Source organism: Virgibacillus sp. SK37, assembly GCF_000725285.1.
Classification (GTDB): domain Bacteria; phylum Bacillota; class Bacilli; order Bacillales; family Amphibacillaceae; genus Virgibacillus_Q.
In genome coordinates this window covers 308,056-323,990 of the sequence record NZ_CP007161.1, presented here as the reverse complement: position 1 = coordinate 323,990, position 15,935 = coordinate 308,056, and the positions used below count along the sequence as shown (strand labels likewise).

The window sequence follows — 15,935 nt, the reverse complement described above, 5'->3', positions numbered from 1 at the left end:
TAAGAGGTAGCTATATCAAATACACCTGCCTCTTTTATACTTTACTTGCAAAAATACCTTGCACATATTCCATTAATAACTTCTCTAAGTTATGTATGTATTTCGCAACTGAAAAGTGAGCCATTTCGCAATTTAATTTTGAGCCACTTTATCAGAACTTATTTTTATCCATTCCTCGGTCTCTTTCATTCTGAAAGAAGGGCCATTCATATTTAATACATGCGATTTGTGTGTTAAACGATCTGTTAATGCTGCAGTTAATACTGGATCATAGAAAATCTCCTGCCATTTTAAAAATGACAGGTTGCTTGTAATAATCGTTGATTTCCTTCCAGCACGTAATGATAGGTGAGAAAATAATAATTCTGCACCTTCTTTATCAAATGAGATATAGCCTAATTCATCGAGAATAACCAAGTCATATTTTTCAAATTTTAATTCAAATGATCGAAGTGTTCTCTCAGAACGATGTTCTTTAAGTTGGTTAATTAATGATGGTACTGTCGCAAAAAATACCCTATATCCGGCCAAACACGCTTCCATACCTAGCCCTAAAGCAATATGCGATTTTCCCGTCCCTGGTGATCCAGTAAGAATGACATTTTGGCCCTCATTAATAAAATCCAATGATTTTAGAAGTGGTAATTTTTGCTTAGCTTGATCTGGTAAAGCATCTACCACCAATTCCTCTAACAGCTTTTTCTGTGGGAAATTAGCTGCTCTGATTCTATTTTGTTTTGCACGTACTAATCGATCACTTTTCTCCTGTAAAAGAACCTGTAATAAAACCTCATAGGCTTGTTTAGGATCTTTAAAATCTATTTCATCCTGAACCATTTTTCGAATGCTCGGTAAACGTAGTTCTTTACAAATCTCAATTATTTGCTGCTTTTTATCCATAATTAGTTACTCCTTCATCGATTTGATTAAACATATTCGCATAAGCTCTCATGTTGCTTTCTGATTGATTCATTGTTTCATCAGGGTTATATCTTCTTACTCCTTCAGGAGTAGATTGCTCGCAGATGAATAAAATTCTTTCCGTATTTACGTATCCTAATCGAATAGAATTCAATTCTTCTACAGCCTTCATGACCCTATCTAAGTTATTGTTTTCTTTGATATAGAGGAGTAACTCTATGAATTCTTTTTCTTTTCCTATATAATGATTGTTGTATAATTTTTTAATTTGTGTTGGTGCCTGCTTAAAACTTTGACTTTGAGTTATGGCACCTTTTTTCTTTTGGAATGTTTTTAAATAATGGTAGATATTCATTTCCCATTGATGTAATCCCCAGTTTCGTGGATGTTCTGCCACTAGTTCTCCTTCGATAAATAATTTAATTTTCCTAGCTCCTACTTTTGCTTTGATATATTTTCCTACATGTCCTTCTGGTACAGAATAATGATTTTGTTTGATAACTATTGTGCTATATTTATCCACTCGACATTCAACCAATTCAGCTATGTCAAATGGGGCCATTGCTGCTAATTTTGAGACTGACTTTTCTTTTTTCATTAAGTTAACGTGCTTTTCTTTATGCTCGTGGTGATGTCGTTCATTTAGTCTTTTTAACGTTCTCGAAAGATGATCTTCAGCCTCTTTTATGTCAGTAAAAGAGTATTGTGATGAAAATGCTTTGCGTCGTATAAACTCAACACTTCGTTCTACATGCCCTTTTTCATTACCTTTTCTTGGCTCACATAGACGAATTTTAAATTGATAGTAGTTAGATAGATTGATCATACTATCCGTGATTGTCTTTTCTGTTCCAATAAATGATTTTACAACTGTTCGCATATTGTCATATGTAAATACCGAAGGGATAAAGCCAACGTGCTCGATAAATTTTGTATGAACATCTAATACACAAACTTGTGATTCGGACTGATAAAGCCCTGCGAAACGATAATTACTATGTGCTAAAGTAAATACCGCAAGTGAATAACTCCTAATCTTCCCATCTATCTCTAGTTTCACTTCCCCCCAATCAAATTCAACTTCATATCCCGGTTCACAATATCTTCTAATAAAAACTTCCTTTGTTTTTGCTGCTTCCTCATTTACAAAATTCCTTACAGTGGAATAGCTTATAGTATATCCGGCATCAAGTAAGCTCTCATGCATATCTATCATCTTCATTTGCTGTTTACTCATATAGTGGTTTCTTTTCCACTCATTTTCTTTAATATAGCCCCTTAATAAGTTTTTAATCTCATCAGTTAATACCCTTTTCCTACCAATTCTTTTTTTATATGTAGGTGGCATTATAATATCTTCAGTAATCGGTAGATTACGAACATCCTCATTTCTACTTTTCTCAAATTCTTTTATGTATTTATTAACTGTATTTCTGGATTTTTTTGTCTCCTTGGCAATCTTTCTTTTGCTCAAGCCCTTCAAATATAACTTTATAATCGTCTGTTTCTCTTTCAATAAAATCACTCCTGATGTTTCCCCCTAATATGTCATTAGGGTTATTTTCGATCAAAAGTGGTTCAGTTTTCAATTGCTATGGTGGCTCACTTTTAAGTTACCATATACATATGTAGATAGAACAAGATTTTCATAAACATAAGAATGCTTCCTCTCACTTGTTCAAAACTAAATAAGCAACCTTAATCTGTATACATAACTTTTTAAGGTACATTTGTAGCAAATTTTAAAGTCAAATTGTACTTCAGTACATATATTTGTTTATCCAAAAAAGAAAGGATAAAGAGATAAACTCTCCTTATCCTGATTCTGTAAAGTTTTCAATAGAAAACTTTTAATTATATAATACAAGCAGGGAGGCCATCAAGAAATGTTTGTATATGCTCAAGTCACTAAACTAATAAAGTATTTTCCCACCCAAGAGGGATTTCTATAAACTCCCAGTGATTATTCATTAATCCTCTTCAACTTTATTCTATTCCCTTTAGATACACTAATCCTTGAATTAGCAACTCATTTAACTCTTTTATAAGTTTTTCCATTTCCAGATTTTCAAAAAAATAGTCTCTTGGGTATCCCTCTTGCCCCTCCCTCCTTTCATTTTTTGGTTTACTATAGTCCAAACCAATCCGTTGTCGTAGCTCTTCAAATGTATCACATAAGTCATCTTCTAAATCCAGGCTATGTAAAGCCCTAATTATACTTTCTTTAACCACTGGTAACTCCTTGTTAAATCGTACTTTTCTCTCACGTAAAGAGGACATTATGGTTTTCAAATCCGACGGTGAATACTCTATTTTCGCCTCATATTCGAGAATCAATTTATAAATTAAATTCCTGTTGACAATAGCATATCTAATTGAACGTTTTTTCGAATCCCTAATTAATAAATCATTTTCTAAAGTATACATTGTTCTTAATTTCCCAATAGGATCCTCTACTTCTGGAAATTTAGGATAAGATCTTTCATTTTCTATTCTAGGTTTATCCTCAGTATAAAAACTAAGTTGATCTGATGCATTCAAATAGCAAGGAGGTAAAGAAAGTAAGAACCTTAATGCGTCATTTGGTTTATATTCTCTAAGTAGATCGGATATCACCACATCATATTTTTTCCACTCTAGTGACCCGTACTTTGGCTGAAGAGAAAGATGCTCATGCTTAATTGCAGCCTCTAAAGAAATAGCAAATTCACATTGAAAATAAAAGGAATAAATTAACTGGTTTTCAAAAGGGGAGACATCCATATCATCTATTGAAAGATTAGATTTCACTTTTTCTTCTTTGATCAAGGTTAACTGCCTACGTAGCTTATAAACCACAAACCTCATGCCAGACCTTGCTTGGAACCTATTCTCAAAAGTCTCGATTGACTCTGATACTAGTTCCTCAATTTTATCATTAGTTAGATTTTCGTGATAATGCTTATCAATGTAATCTACTATTAACTGAACTTTGTCACTCATTAAATTTCCTCCTTAATGCAAAAAAGTGCCATTGACTATATTCAAAGGTATGCAAAGGTTTTTTTTAACCTTAGTTATCCTTTAGTCAATGGCACTTAATTTTTATATTTCACTTTAACTTTATTATAATAACTACCCTTAAAATTAGCAAGAAACACAGTAATTTAGCATCAAGATAAAACCATACACAACTTTTAAAGTTTATTCTACATCAATCTCCATAACATTAGATATAAGAACAGAAGGATAAAGGAAATTCCCTTTATCCTCTGTTAGCATTCTTCTTTCTGTTCAGTAGCCCGAAATAGCCATTAAACAATTTCAGGAGTTCAACAGAAAGATCATTATCATCCATTCCATAGTGTTTCAACACTGGCACTACTTTTTGAAGAGCCTCTTTACCACGATTGAGCTTTTTATATTTGTTTCTTACATTAATTTCTGCAGCGGCTTTTGCTATACTTCTGGGAATATCCATTGCCATCTTACGAATCCAAACGCATTCTTTCCGACCAATTTCATCCAGATTCTCATTTGTCCAATCTAAGACCTGATGTGTAAATCTAATTGCCTGTTTATATAGATTTAACTTTCGAAATCTATCAATTTCAATCGTCAAGTCTATTCCTCCTCTCCTTGCCCTTCTTTTTCTAAGACTTTATCAATTTCCTTAATCCGAGCTAATAGTATACCGAAAATAACTTCCGCATCGTCGTCTAGCTTACGATATTGTTCCTCTGAAATATAATTTTCCATGATGGCCATATCCAGAAAAGCCTGAATTTCAGCTGTACTACCGAGTGCTGTGTTCAAACGATCACGCTCCTTACCATAATAATGGTTGCGATAGCCTTCGCTAAAATTAGCAGGTACACTGGCTGAAGCACGACGCATTTGGTCACACATATTGTATTTTTCAATTTTAGGAAAATCCTTTACTATTGCATATATGTCTCTTCTAAACCGTAATGCTCGTTTATAAACCTCCTGTTCTCTTGGGTTAGATACATCTTTTTTCGTCAGTTGCATAAAACATCACTCCTAAATTTTGATTTTGATTGGTTTGGAATTTTGATTTACCTTTTTCTGAAGTGTTTCATTAGAGGGCTTTTGGGGAATTACGTGGAATTAAACAAAGTCGTAAATCTGCAGTTCTCGTTTATCAGACAAATAGTGGTTGATGAGGATTAATTCGGATTCAGTAAGATCCTTCATCCCTTGAATCATCCAGATCCTACCTTCTTCGGCAAGCTGGACTAATTTTGATTCAATATCAAAGATGCAGTATGATATCGATTCTCTAAAATCACGATATTCATCCTGTGTCTTTTCAACAGTTTCATTCATTCTTCTTATCACCTCCTTTCAATTGTTAATTCATTATAGACCTGAATTCACGTGGTATGAAAAAAATGATCTTCGTGGTTGGTCTAATGGTTATAACTGTTAACTTAGGAACTGTAATGTGGCTGGGAAAATGTGGTGTCTGGTGTATTTGAAGTTATTCACTTAACATTGGTGGGTTATCATTGAATAGAGGTTTTTTATTAAGTTTCCGAGAAAGTGTATTATACACGACAAGCATTTCTCGTAAATTAAAATACCCTTTTGCGGAGATGTGGTGATTTAGCCTGTAATGTTCTTTGTTACACTTTTGGCAGAAATAGGCTTCCTTTATTGTGTCAATGTATAGAAAACTACCTTCTTTTGTTATAAAGATTTGTCTACTTCTCCCCCAATCACCATCTTGCTTACTATATAGATTCGAGTCATAGAGAAGGCATCCTCTAACAGCTTCATCATTTTCCACAAAATACTTTACATCTTTATTATTCAGATGTGGATTCACTTGCATAAAGATTGGTACATACTCAAAATTATTTCGTGATTGAATTGTAAGGTAATTCATTTTTTCCTTTAGAGTCATTTCTTCGCTTACTATTTGAGTAGTTTGTTCATTCATAGATTTGTAGTTAGATTTCATCCTTTTTGTCTCCTTTTCTGTCATAAATTATTGTTTTTCTCATTGATAACCCAATTCTATTATCTTTTCACTGCTTTAAATAGTTTTTTTGGTTTGACTATGTTCTAGTCAAAAACTAATGAATCTTGCTTTCTATTTTTCATTTCTTCGGAAAGTCAATCCTTATGTGAGGTGAAGGAACGTAGGTAAATATAGTAGAAAATAGAAGGATTTAGTGGTTGTTGTTACTTGGTGTATTATCATCTTACATTGATATTTCTTATAGTGCAAAATTCTTATGTTCTACCCCCTGTTATTATTTATTTCTATTTTTTCCTATTTATATGAAAATATCATACCAGCTCAAACATTACTTATATGATTTTCTCTTATATTTATGAAAGCACCGCATAGTATAAGTTGTTAAATCTATAAAAGAAAAGGAAGTGGTTAAGATGAAGGAAACAATAAAAATAGCCTTAGACTGCGGTAAATACAGTACCAAGGCCATAGGGAAATACCAGGGGAATACCTACACAACAACCTTCCGTACTAAAATGCAGCAAGTGTCAAGACTCGGTATGGATATATCTCCAAATTCTTTCCATGTAAAATACTATGGAAATGAGTACCTATTAGGCGATATGGTTTCAGAGGATTACTCAGACTTCTCCTTAAACAAAGCCTCTCGAATTCACCAATTAGCTATCTACACAGCTATTACTCAACTCCTCCAAAAAGCAAAAGCCTCTATTAATGTAGATATTCGTTTAGGTGTAAATGTTCCTATTACAACCTACAAGGATTCCATCCAAAAGGAAAACTTTAAACAGATGGTAGAAAAACGTGGACATACTATTCACCTAATGGTCAATGGGAATGCATATTCCATAGAATTGTCAGATGTCACATTGGCTTTTGAAGGAATGGGAGAGATTTATGCTAAGGCAGATGAATACAAAAATAAAAATACAACGATTATCGACGTGGGGGGCTTGAACACTACCCTTTGTAGTTTCAAAGGAATTCAACCCCAAATAAATACCATGATTGTTTCAGACCTAGGTATGAATGTATTGAAAGGCAAAATAGGAAAGGTCATTAACGAACGATACGGAATGACTGTTTCCTCAGATGATTTAGAACAAGTGCTAAGACGTGGTTACTTTGCTAGTAAAGGTGAAATCTATGAAGATAGCAAAGTAATGATAGAGGAAATGAAGTTAGAACACCTTCAACAAATAGTCCAATTCGCCAAATCCCGTGGTTACACTTTTAACATGAATGACATTCACTTTGTTGGCGGTGGATCAATTACCCTTAGAAGGTACATCAAGCAGGAGTTTCCTCACGCACTCATCATGGATAACCCTCAATACTCCAACTGTCTATCCTTCCTCAAAATCCTAGAGGTTAAAAATGGCTAAGGTGAGGTACACGGTTAGCTTTTTGCCCAACGATCATGAATTACTTCGATTTGTTGGGGAGAAGAAAAAAACTCAAAACTTCAGTGCATACGTAAGAGAGCTTATTCGAAGTGATATGAGGGTTGCTGATAAACCAGAGCTTGAAAGAATATATGAGTATGTAATTAAGAGGATAAAAGAAGATGGATACGTAATGGAGGATAAGGATTCTAATAAGGTCGCTGACTTTATAGATGAAACCGACAAAGAAATAATCATGGATCTCTTCTAGTATAAAAGGACCACCACCTAGGTCCTTTTTATTTATATAACTATTTTAACCCCTTAAACATATGTCAAATAAGTTAAATTAAGGAAAACTACTCTTCTGTAATATCTATTGAGAGTAAATGAAGACTAAACAAAAAAGAACAAAGCCCAAAAGGTGAAGGCTCTGTCCTAAAAAGAGAGGTTTGGATTGCTCTACTTGATTCTATTCTCTTCAATATCATCCAACATATTCATGATGGTTTCGATTTTAATAACAATACGATTCTGCTCCTCAAATGGAGGAAGTGGGAAAAGAGTTTGAACGATTTTTTCCCTCGATATGTTTGGTTGGGCCCCGCCTTCACCTTTTTCTTTAAAAATATCCCGTATAGACATGAGATAGTAAAACAGATACTTATTGTTTACTTGGGAGAATGGGGTACATGCACAACATGCTTGATTGGTAGTCGCTTCGATTTCTAAGATACCCAACTTTCCAATGGTTGCTCCGTACATGGCGATTAAGACATCGCCCGGTTTATTTAAACGCAAAGAACACTCTTTTAAAGCTAATTCTGTGATTTTTTCCTCTGAATCGTTAATATAGCCGTCCTTTAGCTCTCCTGTCTTCAACCAGGAAATGTTTCCATCATAGTAAGCTCTATTGCCCCTTTTCGGTGTCGAACCCGAACCCCAATCGCCTATCTCACCTAGTCGAGTCCAAGTCCAGTTCTTAGGAAGTTCATAAGGAATATCAGCCTTATCAACACTTGGAACCGCTTTGGGTTTCTTAATGACTTTATCCTTAATTAGTAGTTCTTTTTCCTCTAATGTCTTTTTTAGTAAAACGTCTGCCGGTTCATCAGCTTCGCTTTGAGGAACAACTATACCCTTGAACGCATCATCCAAGGCTTGTTTTCGTATAGCTTGGATCCTCTCCTTTTGAAAAAAGGATTCACCTTCTAATTGCTCACACTTAGAAAACAGGTTGTCGATTCTTTCAATAATTCTTACTTGCTCTTCCAAGGGAGGTATTGGAACTAAAATTTGAGATAATTTATCCATGCTCAAACCTTCCCTTGAGGCTCCCACTTGAACATCCATAATTCTTTTTTGGAAATATGGGGAGATAATGCAAGTATGGATGAAGTAACGAATCTCAGGATCGACTAATCGAATAATCGCAACATGCTGGTTAACATTAGCTGTAAGAAAGTCGTCTGGCAATAAACAGCTTCTTCCAATAGAACCTCCAGTAATGTTTAAGAGGATGTCGTTTTTCTCTACTAAGCTACCTTGCATTGTTGCATTAATCTCTTCTGGAATATAGGCGATACCCGTCATACTTAATCCATCATTGTGTACGTTTTGAGAGCGAATAAATGGAATTCCGCTATCTGTATAATTCTTACTTCCACCAAGGGGGGTTTTCCCCGCACCTAACTTACCCGCTAGTTCTCCTAGTCGAACCCATTCCCAATTATCAGGAATATCGAAAGGAATTTCATCCTCTGTTATAGTTGGAAGTATTTTTTGTTTCTTGATTTTCTTTTCTTTCTCAAGTTGTTGTTTCTTCTCTTTTATTCGCTCTAAGAGGAGAATGGCTGGTTTATCCGTTTGGCTTTGTGAGGTCAACCCTCCATGAATAGCTTTATCTAAGATTTTCTCTTTTATCGTAGCAATTGCTGTCATCTTCTCTCCCCCTTACTCCAGTTCTTTTCCTAGACTTTGGAGAATCTCCATTACATTCGTTTGAGACTGGATTAACCCTCCAATCAATTCTTGTACGGATTGATTTTCGTGTGAATTGTCTTTTTTGTTAGGGTTTCGAATGTCCAGATTGAAGTTACGTTTTTCAATTTCTTCAGTTGATACTTTCCAGGCGTTTTCATTTTCTACTCGATTGTTCCACCATGCTTTTTCTACCTCAAATTCATTTGCTTTTAATGGACGAGTTTTAGAATAACGCTTGTATCCCTCTGGAAGAGGATGCTCAAAGTACCAAACTTCTTTAGTAGCTTCTGTTTTATCAAAGAATAATAAGTTCGTAGCAATCGGTGTGTATGGGGCAAATACACCCTCTGGTAATCGAACAATGGTGTGCAAATTGCAATCTTTTAAGAGTTTCCTCTTGATGTTGATTTTCCCTCTATCATCCCCAAATAAGAAACTGTTTGGAAGAACAACCGCAGCTCGTCCGTTTTGTTTTAAGCGATAGAGAATTAATGACATAAACATATCTGCCGTTTCGGATGATTGCAGATTTACAGGGAAATTCATTTGAATCGAATCCTCTTCTGTAGAACCATAAGGGGGATTCATTAAAATAACATCCGCCTTGTCTTCTTCTTTAAAGTCTCGAACGTTTTTCGATAAGGAATTATCATGTAAGATGTTTGGTGCATCTATATCATGTAAAATCATATTGGTAATAGCCAACAGATAAGGCAATGGTTTCTTTTCTATTCCAAAGATGTTTTGTTGAAGCATTTCTTTATCTGCTGGTGTCTTTACTTGATCCTTCATGTAATCTAATGCGGAAATCAAGAACCCACCTGTTCCAGAGGCATAATCTGCCACTTTTTCATTAATCTGGGGCTTTAGAATATCAGCGAAAAATGTAGTAATGGCTCTTGGCGTATAAAACTCTCCGGCAGAACCAGCCGATTGCAAGTCCTTCAAAATCGTTTCGTATATATCATTAAACGCATGTCGCTCTTCGTTTTCTGTAAAGTCCACTTCATTCAATACATTAATAACCTGTCTAAGCAATGTCCCGTTTTTCATATAGTTGTTTGCATCTTCAAATACATATTTAACAATGGCTTTTCTCTTTAATGTAAACTGATCTACCTGAATCTCTTTTAACGACGGGAATACCGTGTTGTTCACAAAATTAAGAAGGTCTTCTCCTGTAAGAGCTTCCCCATCCTTTTCATCAATAGCCCAATTTCTCCAGCGACAATCTTCCGGAATAATGGATTCGTAATTCTCATCATAGAACTCCCAAAACTCCTCTTTGGCATCATAGATCTTTAAGAATAACATCCAAACGAGCTGTGAAATCCGTTGGGCATCTCCGTCTACTCCTGCATCTTGCCGCATGATATTCTGAATCCGTTTAATCATTGTTTCTATCGTCATGTTGTTCCCCCACTTTCTATGTTTCTATCCTTTGTAGTGTAGGTCATCACTACTTTGACGGCTTTTTCCTGTAATAGATTATGTACTTCCAGCAGCACCGAATGAATCTGATAAGCCCCTCTGTCCAATCGGGTAAACAATCCCGCTTCTGTTAATTTTGTTAGGGTGTTATCAATTGTTCCCTTACTCATTCTCGTCTTTTCTGCCAATTCCTTTTTCAGAAAGGCATTAATAATGATTTGATTTTCTTGGTTAACATAAGGAATCATTTCGTATAGCAGTCGTGCGACTCCTTTTGACATCCCGTGTAATACCAATATGTCTTCTAAAAATGGCTTTGCCTTTTGAAAATCCAAGTCTCCCTCCATTCCAACACCTCTATTCTCCTTATTCATCAATTTTGGTGAATACCTTTCACTAAAATCATTGTACCCAATCAATCAAAAGAAAGGCAAACAAAAACCTCCCAAACACGGAAGGTATCTGTTCTTACGCATATAGATTGTTTTCTAGCTCTTTCATTGCTTGAATGTATTTCTTTCTTCCCCCAAAGGCTTTCGCAATTTTCATTGGGTTTCCATACTGGTCAAATGGTTGAAATTCTAAGACTTTGACATCTTGGAAGTCAAAACGTCCTTCATCTTGATATTTCTCAAGAATAGCTTCCAATACTTCTCTTGCGACTCCTGAATACTTGGAAAGGTAATCTTTCTTTTTCACATTCTTGGCACGTTCGGAACGGGTTAACGGTTTTTGGTCAAAAGCGATATGACAGATGAGGTCAAATTCATCTATATCTCCCTTTCCTACTTCTTCCCGTAATGCTTCTAGCAGCACTCCACGCTCCCTGAGTTCCTCAAAAATAACTTCCTTCTTATCCGATTCTGTCCAATGTTTAATAAAGTCATCTAAACTAGCAAATTCTTTTCGGATGCCTTTTCTGGAATAATCCTTTAGGCTTTCCGTAATGAGTTTCCCATCCTGGTCATAATACATGACTCGTTCATTAACAATTCGGACTTCTACATCATCTACATAAAAACGGGTTCTTCCTTTTGTTGTCTTACCACCAGGTCTATCTTCTCCCCCGAAGGTAAATCCGCCACCTCTGTTTCCGTTTGGTTCCTCACTATGTCCGTCCTCAGAAGGATTATCCGGGTTGTCGCCTTCATCTTCTGGTGTTGGCGGAACGATGTCGTCTCCTTCACCTGGTTCATAAATTTGAATTGGCTCCGCATCGAACTCTGGATCCGCAAACAATCTGGAAGCATTCCGAAAATCAAGGACGGTGAAATACTCTTTTCCGTATTCTGGCTTTAATCGAGTGCCACGCCCTATAATTTGTTTAAATTCGGTCATCCCATGTTCTCCGAAGATGTTATCGAGAACAATCACTTTACAGGTCTTACAATCTACCCCTGTTGTGAGAAGTTTACTGGTCGTGACAATCGTAGGAAATGGCTCTTCCTCATCAATGAAGTTCCCTAACTCTGCTTTTCCTTCTTTATTATCCCCTGTTATTTGCATGACGTATTTCGGGTTCTTTTTCACCATGTCTTTGTTTTCATTAATAAGTGCTTCTCTCATCCGTTCGGCATGAGGAGTGTCGATACAAAAGACAATGGTTTTCGCCATTCGGTCCGTTTTCTTTAAGAACTCGGTCACTTTCTTAGCAACCAATTTGGTTCTTCTTTGTAAGATTAAATCACGGTCATAATCCGATTGATTATATTCCCGGTCTTCAATCAGTTGCCCGTACTTATCCAACTTCCCCTTTTCTGGACGATACCCTTCTAAGTCACGGTCAATCCCTACACGAACCACTTTATATGGAGCAAGAAATCCATCAGCAATCCCTTGTTTTAAAGAGTACGTATAGATTGGCTTTCCAAAATAATGGGTATTGCTAACATCTTTGCGTTCTACTGGCGTAGCAGTCAATCCGATTTGTGTAGCAGATGAAAAGTATTCTAGTACTCGTCTCCAATTCGACTCTTCTTTTGCGGAACCTCGGTGACACTCATCCACGATAATCAAGTCAAAGAAATCGGGACTAAATTGACGAAATATATCCATTTCAGGAGTTACCCCTGATAGTTGTTGATATAAGGCTAAATAAACTTGATACGAACTATCCATGTTTCGATGTTCTATCTTCGTCATGACGTTTCCAAACGGTTGAAAGTCATTTTGAATCGTTTGATCCACCAGTATATTTCGGTCTGCTAAAAAGAGAATCTTCTTCATTCTTTTTGCTTTCCATAAGCGGTGAATGATTTGAAAGGCGGTGTACGTCTTTCCTGTTCCTGTTGCCATCACAAGCAATAGTCTGTTTTGTCCTTTTGCGATGGCCTCTATAGTTTTGTTAATGGCTACCATTTGGTAGTAGCGTGGGGTTTTATCCCCTAATGCAAAGTAATACGGTTCTGTAATCAATTCTTCTTGTTTATCGGTAAGCCCCTTGGCTTCTTTATAACGACTCCATAATTCCTCACTGGTTGGAAACGTACCTAATGAGATTTCCCGTTCTGCTCCTGTGAGAAAGTCGTGTTCCACAAATCCATCCCCATTGGAAGAATAGACAAATGGTACATCTAAAATCTCTCCATAATCTATCGCTTGTTGCATCCCTGCTCTTACGGATAATGTATTCTTTTTTGCCTCAACGACTGCAATCGGGATATTTGGTTGGTAAAATAGCAGATAATCTGCTCGTTTCCTTTTTCCTCTGGACGTTAAATTTCCTCGCACGATAACCTGTCCATCGGTGAATGGATAATCTTCTCGCATTTTACGAACATCATCCCACCCACTCTGAACGATGGCAGGGGTAATAAAATGAGTACGTATCTCTTGTTCCGTTAGTTCTTTTTTATCTAGCACTTACCTTACACCCCCTCTTTTCCCTATTATAAGTCTATGTAGGGCTTTTTGCATGTATTTATAGTCAATATATTTAGATAAGTTTTGCTATATATCAAATCTATACTATAAAATCATAATCTCAAGAAAAAAGGAAGTCACAATTACGCAACTCCCCCTAATCCCTACACTATTTTCTTTATCCCATACTTATCCTTCAAAGCCTGCTCATCCATAAAGCCAACAACTGTGTATTTTCTTTTTCCATTTGATTTTTTGAATCTATAATCCAATAGATTCCTAAAATGCTCACCCTTAATATTGGTAGATTTTAAATCATAACCATAATATTTTGTAAGTATCCAAAGGACATCGTTTAAATACTGATCCATTTCTGTTAAGGAACTGAATATAACCTCTTCCGCTTTATCATTAGCCCGTTCTAAACGGTCACATAACTCCCTGTACATTACAACTTGAATTGACGGGTCCTTAGCGAACTTTATCTTTTCTACTTCTTGAGAAGCTGCTTTATGTTCAAGATACGAACATTTCTCATCTTTATTAGAATCATAATGACATTTCATAACTTGTTGGACAATTTCATAATCAACGCTTTGCTCAATAAAGTAAGTGAGGTCATTTTTTGCGTGTCTTTTAATTTTCCCAATCAGTCCATTCTTTCCCCCACGACCAAACCGAATATATTCCTTTTTCAACTGTTCATACGTATTTCGATCCTCAATAATCATTTTTAGAGTTTCCTTTGATGACAGATTAGATAATCCTAGTTGGCCAGCATTCACTCCTTCCTCTTCTCCAATCGTATCAACCACAATCTCGTCAAAATTTTTGAACTCACATTCAAATCGTTGCTCTAATTCACGGATTAAAACATCTTGACTCTTATAGTTGTAATACGTCTTGTTGCGGATAAGGGTGCTTTGGATCATTGGCGTTAAAACGTGCAGATTTCCATTATCATCTGAGAAAAGCCCTGATTGCTGCTCCATATTATCTAACGCTATCATGTAATCAGTTGGTTTTTTTCTAACCTTCTTAATTAGTTCTTTTGAGTTTTCTGCCTTTTTTATCTCCTCTTTCAAAAATGTTTGGTATAGAAATGCTTTTCTTTGTTTAGGTGCATCTGCTTTTTGGAAAAAGATTTTAAAGGCACTATACTTATTTCTAAAACGATGTGACATTTGAGTAAGACGTGTTAACTCATGATTGATGGAATTATGAGAACAAAGTACCCATGTTTCGTCCTTTTCTTGATTATTGGTAATTGAAACGCCTGACGATAGCACGGTAGTAGCAAGGATTACTTGAATATCCCCTGAAACATTTCCCTTGTCGATAATGGTAATTTCCTTCTCCTGACGCTCACTTTCCTTTTTTGCCATAATCCCAATCGCTTTAATGTTATACTGCTGAAGCTGTTGGCAATATTCTTCAATCCAGCTTGTGTCTTCAATAAAGATAAGAAGTTTCCTTTCTTTATCGGATTCAGCAGCAAAACGTATCATTCTAAGAAATTGAGATTTTAATTCTTTAGTTGAATCACTTAGAATGGAATATCCCGCTTCCTTGAAGGGATTCTCATGATCTTCCTGGTTTATTCGAATAATCAAATCATAATCACTTGCATGAAGTAGTTCGGGCGTGGCAGTGACATGAAGCGAAATACCCCGCATATCCAGAAGGGATCTTTCTGCAATTAAGTGGTCCCTTATTCTATCCAACTTGAAGGACGCATCGGTGGAAAGGACATGAATTTCGTCTGTTACCAGCAGGCCAGCACATTCCTTTTCTTTATTCGTTGTTCTTCTTTTCTCTTGCAATTTGGATTCAATAATACGTGGGGCATGATCAATAGTGGTGATAAAACTTGGGGTTTGATTAATGATGATATTCCTTTCAAAAGTGCTATACCCATCAGAGCCAGTTAGCATGGTAGAGTTACCATCGCTTTCAAAGTCACCTTTTAAATTGTTAATTAAAGCTCTTCTTGGGCATGAATATACTGCAAACTGTTTAGAAGCACTACCAGTGGACTTAGAGGCTAAAACTTTCTCGTTGAGTTCATGAATCATTTTAATTAAAGCATAGCTTTTTCCCGTTCCGGTATCTGACACAAGCAAAATTCTTTTCCCTTGATTTTCTGGTGAAGAAATAATTCTTTTTAACTCCAGATATACGTCTTTATTGTCAAATATCTTGCCTTTAATGTTTAGTGTAATATCAGGTTTTAACTCATTTTTCTCAGCAAAAGTAAAGATATTACTCGTGTCTATTCCATGTTGTCGCAGGATATGAATTAATGATCCTGCAGTAACGTCATGATACCCCTTGAATTCGTTAATATCTTGCTTTGTTTTACTCAT

Annotated in this window: 14 protein-coding genes; 2 read left to right on the top strand and 12 right to left on the bottom strand. The window is 35.9% G+C overall.

Translation table 11 applies throughout. The annotated features are described in order from the left end of the window. Positions 1 to 132: 132 nt before the first annotated feature. The 7 genes from istB to X953_RS01705 all read right to left on the bottom strand — a co-directional run bounded on the left by istB (position 133) and on the right by X953_RS01705 (position 5,887). Positions 133 to 900: an IS21-like element helper ATPase IstB gene (istB, locus tag X953_RS01735; RefSeq protein WP_040954097.1), complete on the bottom strand. Its 768-nt coding sequence runs from the start codon at positions 898 to 900 to the stop codon at positions 133 to 135. Continuing rightward, positions 893 to 2,437, bottom strand: a complete 1,545-nt coding sequence (gene istA, locus X953_RS01730) for an IS21 family transposase (RefSeq protein WP_052350014.1) — start codon at positions 2,435 to 2,437, stop codon at positions 893 to 895. The genes istB and istA overlap by 8 nt, the downstream gene beginning before the upstream one ends. Positions 2,438 to 2,907: 470 nt before the next feature. Then, a complete protein-coding gene (locus tag X953_RS01725) occupies positions 2,908 to 3,903 on the bottom strand; it encodes an AraC family transcriptional regulator (protein ID WP_040954095.1) in 996 nt (331 codons plus the stop codon). 262 nt (positions 3,904 to 4,165) lie between these two features. Continuing rightward, the gene (locus X953_RS01720; RefSeq protein WP_040954094.1) at positions 4,166 to 4,522 is read right to left on the bottom strand and encodes a hypothetical protein; all 357 of its coding nucleotides are present in this window, start codon (positions 4,520 to 4,522) and stop codon (positions 4,166 to 4,168) included. Between the two features lie 2 nt (positions 4,523 to 4,524). Continuing rightward, entirely contained in the window at positions 4,525 to 4,932 is a 408-nt protein-coding gene (locus X953_RS01715; protein WP_052350013.1) for a four helix bundle protein, read from the bottom strand. 99 nt (positions 4,933 to 5,031) lie between these two features. Continuing rightward, the gene (locus tag X953_RS01710; RefSeq protein WP_040954093.1) at positions 5,032 to 5,250 is read right to left on the bottom strand and encodes a hypothetical protein; all 219 of its coding nucleotides are present in this window, start codon (positions 5,248 to 5,250) and stop codon (positions 5,032 to 5,034) included. Between the two features lie 154 nt (positions 5,251 to 5,404). Continuing rightward, positions 5,405 to 5,887 carry a hypothetical protein gene (locus X953_RS01705; protein ID WP_040954092.1) on the bottom strand — a complete coding sequence of 161 codons (483 nt, stop codon included), beginning with the start codon at positions 5,885 to 5,887 and terminating at the stop codon, positions 5,405 to 5,407. A 434-nt stretch (positions 5,888 to 6,321) separates the two neighbouring features. Here X953_RS01705 and X953_RS01700 point away from each other — a divergent pair, with 434 nt between their 5' ends. After that, positions 6,322 to 7,293, top strand: a complete 972-nt coding sequence (locus X953_RS01700) for a ParM/StbA family protein (protein WP_040954091.1) — start codon at positions 6,322 to 6,324, stop codon at positions 7,291 to 7,293. Beyond that, positions 7,286 to 7,564, top strand: a complete 279-nt coding sequence (locus X953_RS01695) for a hypothetical protein (protein WP_040954090.1) — start codon at positions 7,286 to 7,288, stop codon at positions 7,562 to 7,564. The genes X953_RS01700 and X953_RS01695 overlap by 8 nt, the downstream gene beginning before the upstream one ends. 191 nt (positions 7,565 to 7,755) lie before the next feature. Here X953_RS01695 and X953_RS01690 read toward each other — a convergent pair whose 3' ends face one another. The 5 genes from X953_RS01690 to X953_RS01670 all read right to left on the bottom strand — a co-directional run bounded on the left by X953_RS01690 (position 7,756) and on the right by X953_RS01670 (position 15,935). Continuing rightward, the gene (locus X953_RS01690; RefSeq protein WP_040954089.1) at positions 7,756 to 9,234 is read right to left on the bottom strand and encodes a restriction endonuclease subunit S; all 1,479 of its coding nucleotides are present in this window, start codon (positions 9,232 to 9,234) and stop codon (positions 7,756 to 7,758) included. 12 nt (positions 9,235 to 9,246) lie between these two features. Next, positions 9,247 to 10,686 carry an N-6 DNA methylase gene (locus tag X953_RS01685; RefSeq protein WP_040954088.1) on the bottom strand — a complete coding sequence of 480 codons (1,440 nt, stop codon included), beginning with the start codon at positions 10,684 to 10,686 and terminating at the stop codon, positions 9,247 to 9,249. Next, positions 10,683 to 11,054: a replication/maintenance protein RepL gene (locus X953_RS01680; RefSeq protein ID WP_198023305.1), complete on the bottom strand. Its 372-nt coding sequence runs from the start codon at positions 11,052 to 11,054 to the stop codon at positions 10,683 to 10,685. The genes X953_RS01685 and X953_RS01680 overlap by 4 nt, the downstream gene beginning before the upstream one ends. Positions 11,055 to 11,175: 121 nt before the next feature. Further along, positions 11,176 to 13,569, bottom strand: coding sequence for an EcoAI/FtnUII family type I restriction enzme subunit R (hsdR, locus tag X953_RS01675; protein ID WP_040954086.1), 2,394 nt, complete (start codon positions 13,567 to 13,569; stop codon positions 11,176 to 11,178). Positions 13,570 to 13,733: 164 nt separating this feature from the next. Next, positions 13,734 to 15,935, bottom strand: a complete 2,202-nt coding sequence (locus tag X953_RS01670) for a DEAD/DEAH box helicase (protein WP_040954085.1) — start codon at positions 15,933 to 15,935, stop codon at positions 13,734 to 13,736.

What these genes read in the sequence shown, in the direction of transcription:
- istB (WP_040954097.1), bottom strand. Translation starts at nt 900, where the DNA reads ATGGATAAAAAGCAGCAAATAATTGAGATTTGTAAAGAACTACGTTTA.
- X953_RS01725 (WP_040954095.1), bottom strand. Translation starts at nt 3,903, where the DNA reads ATGAGTGACAAAGTTCAGTTAATAGTAGATTACATTGATAAGCATTAT.
- X953_RS01715 (WP_052350013.1), bottom strand. Translation starts at nt 4,932, where the DNA reads ATGCAACTGACGAAAAAAGATGTATCTAACCCAAGAGAACAGGAGGTT.
- X953_RS01710 (WP_040954093.1), bottom strand. Translation starts at nt 5,250, where the DNA reads ATGAATGAAACTGTTGAAAAGACACAGGATGAATATCGTGATTTTAGA.
- X953_RS01705 (WP_040954092.1), bottom strand. Translation starts at nt 5,887, where the DNA reads ATGAAATCTAACTACAAATCTATGAATGAACAAACTACTCAAATAGTA.
- X953_RS01700 (WP_040954091.1), top strand. Translation starts at nt 6,322, where the DNA reads ATGAAGGAAACAATAAAAATAGCCTTAGACTGCGGTAAATACAGTACC.
- X953_RS01695 (WP_040954090.1), top strand. Translation starts at nt 7,286, where the DNA reads ATGGCTAAGGTGAGGTACACGGTTAGCTTTTTGCCCAACGATCATGAA.
- X953_RS01690 (WP_040954089.1), bottom strand. Translation starts at nt 9,234, where the DNA reads ATGACAGCAATTGCTACGATAAAAGAGAAAATCTTAGATAAAGCTATT.
- X953_RS01685 (WP_040954088.1), bottom strand. Translation starts at nt 10,686, where the DNA reads ATGACGATAGAAACAATGATTAAACGGATTCAGAATATCATGCGGCAA.
- X953_RS01680 (WP_198023305.1), bottom strand. Translation starts at nt 11,054, where the DNA reads ATGGAGGGAGACTTGGATTTTCAAAAGGCAAAGCCATTTTTAGAAGAC.
- X953_RS01670 (WP_040954085.1), bottom strand. Translation starts at nt 15,935, where the DNA reads ATGAGTAAAACAAAGCAAGATATTAACGAATTCAAGGGGTATCATGAC.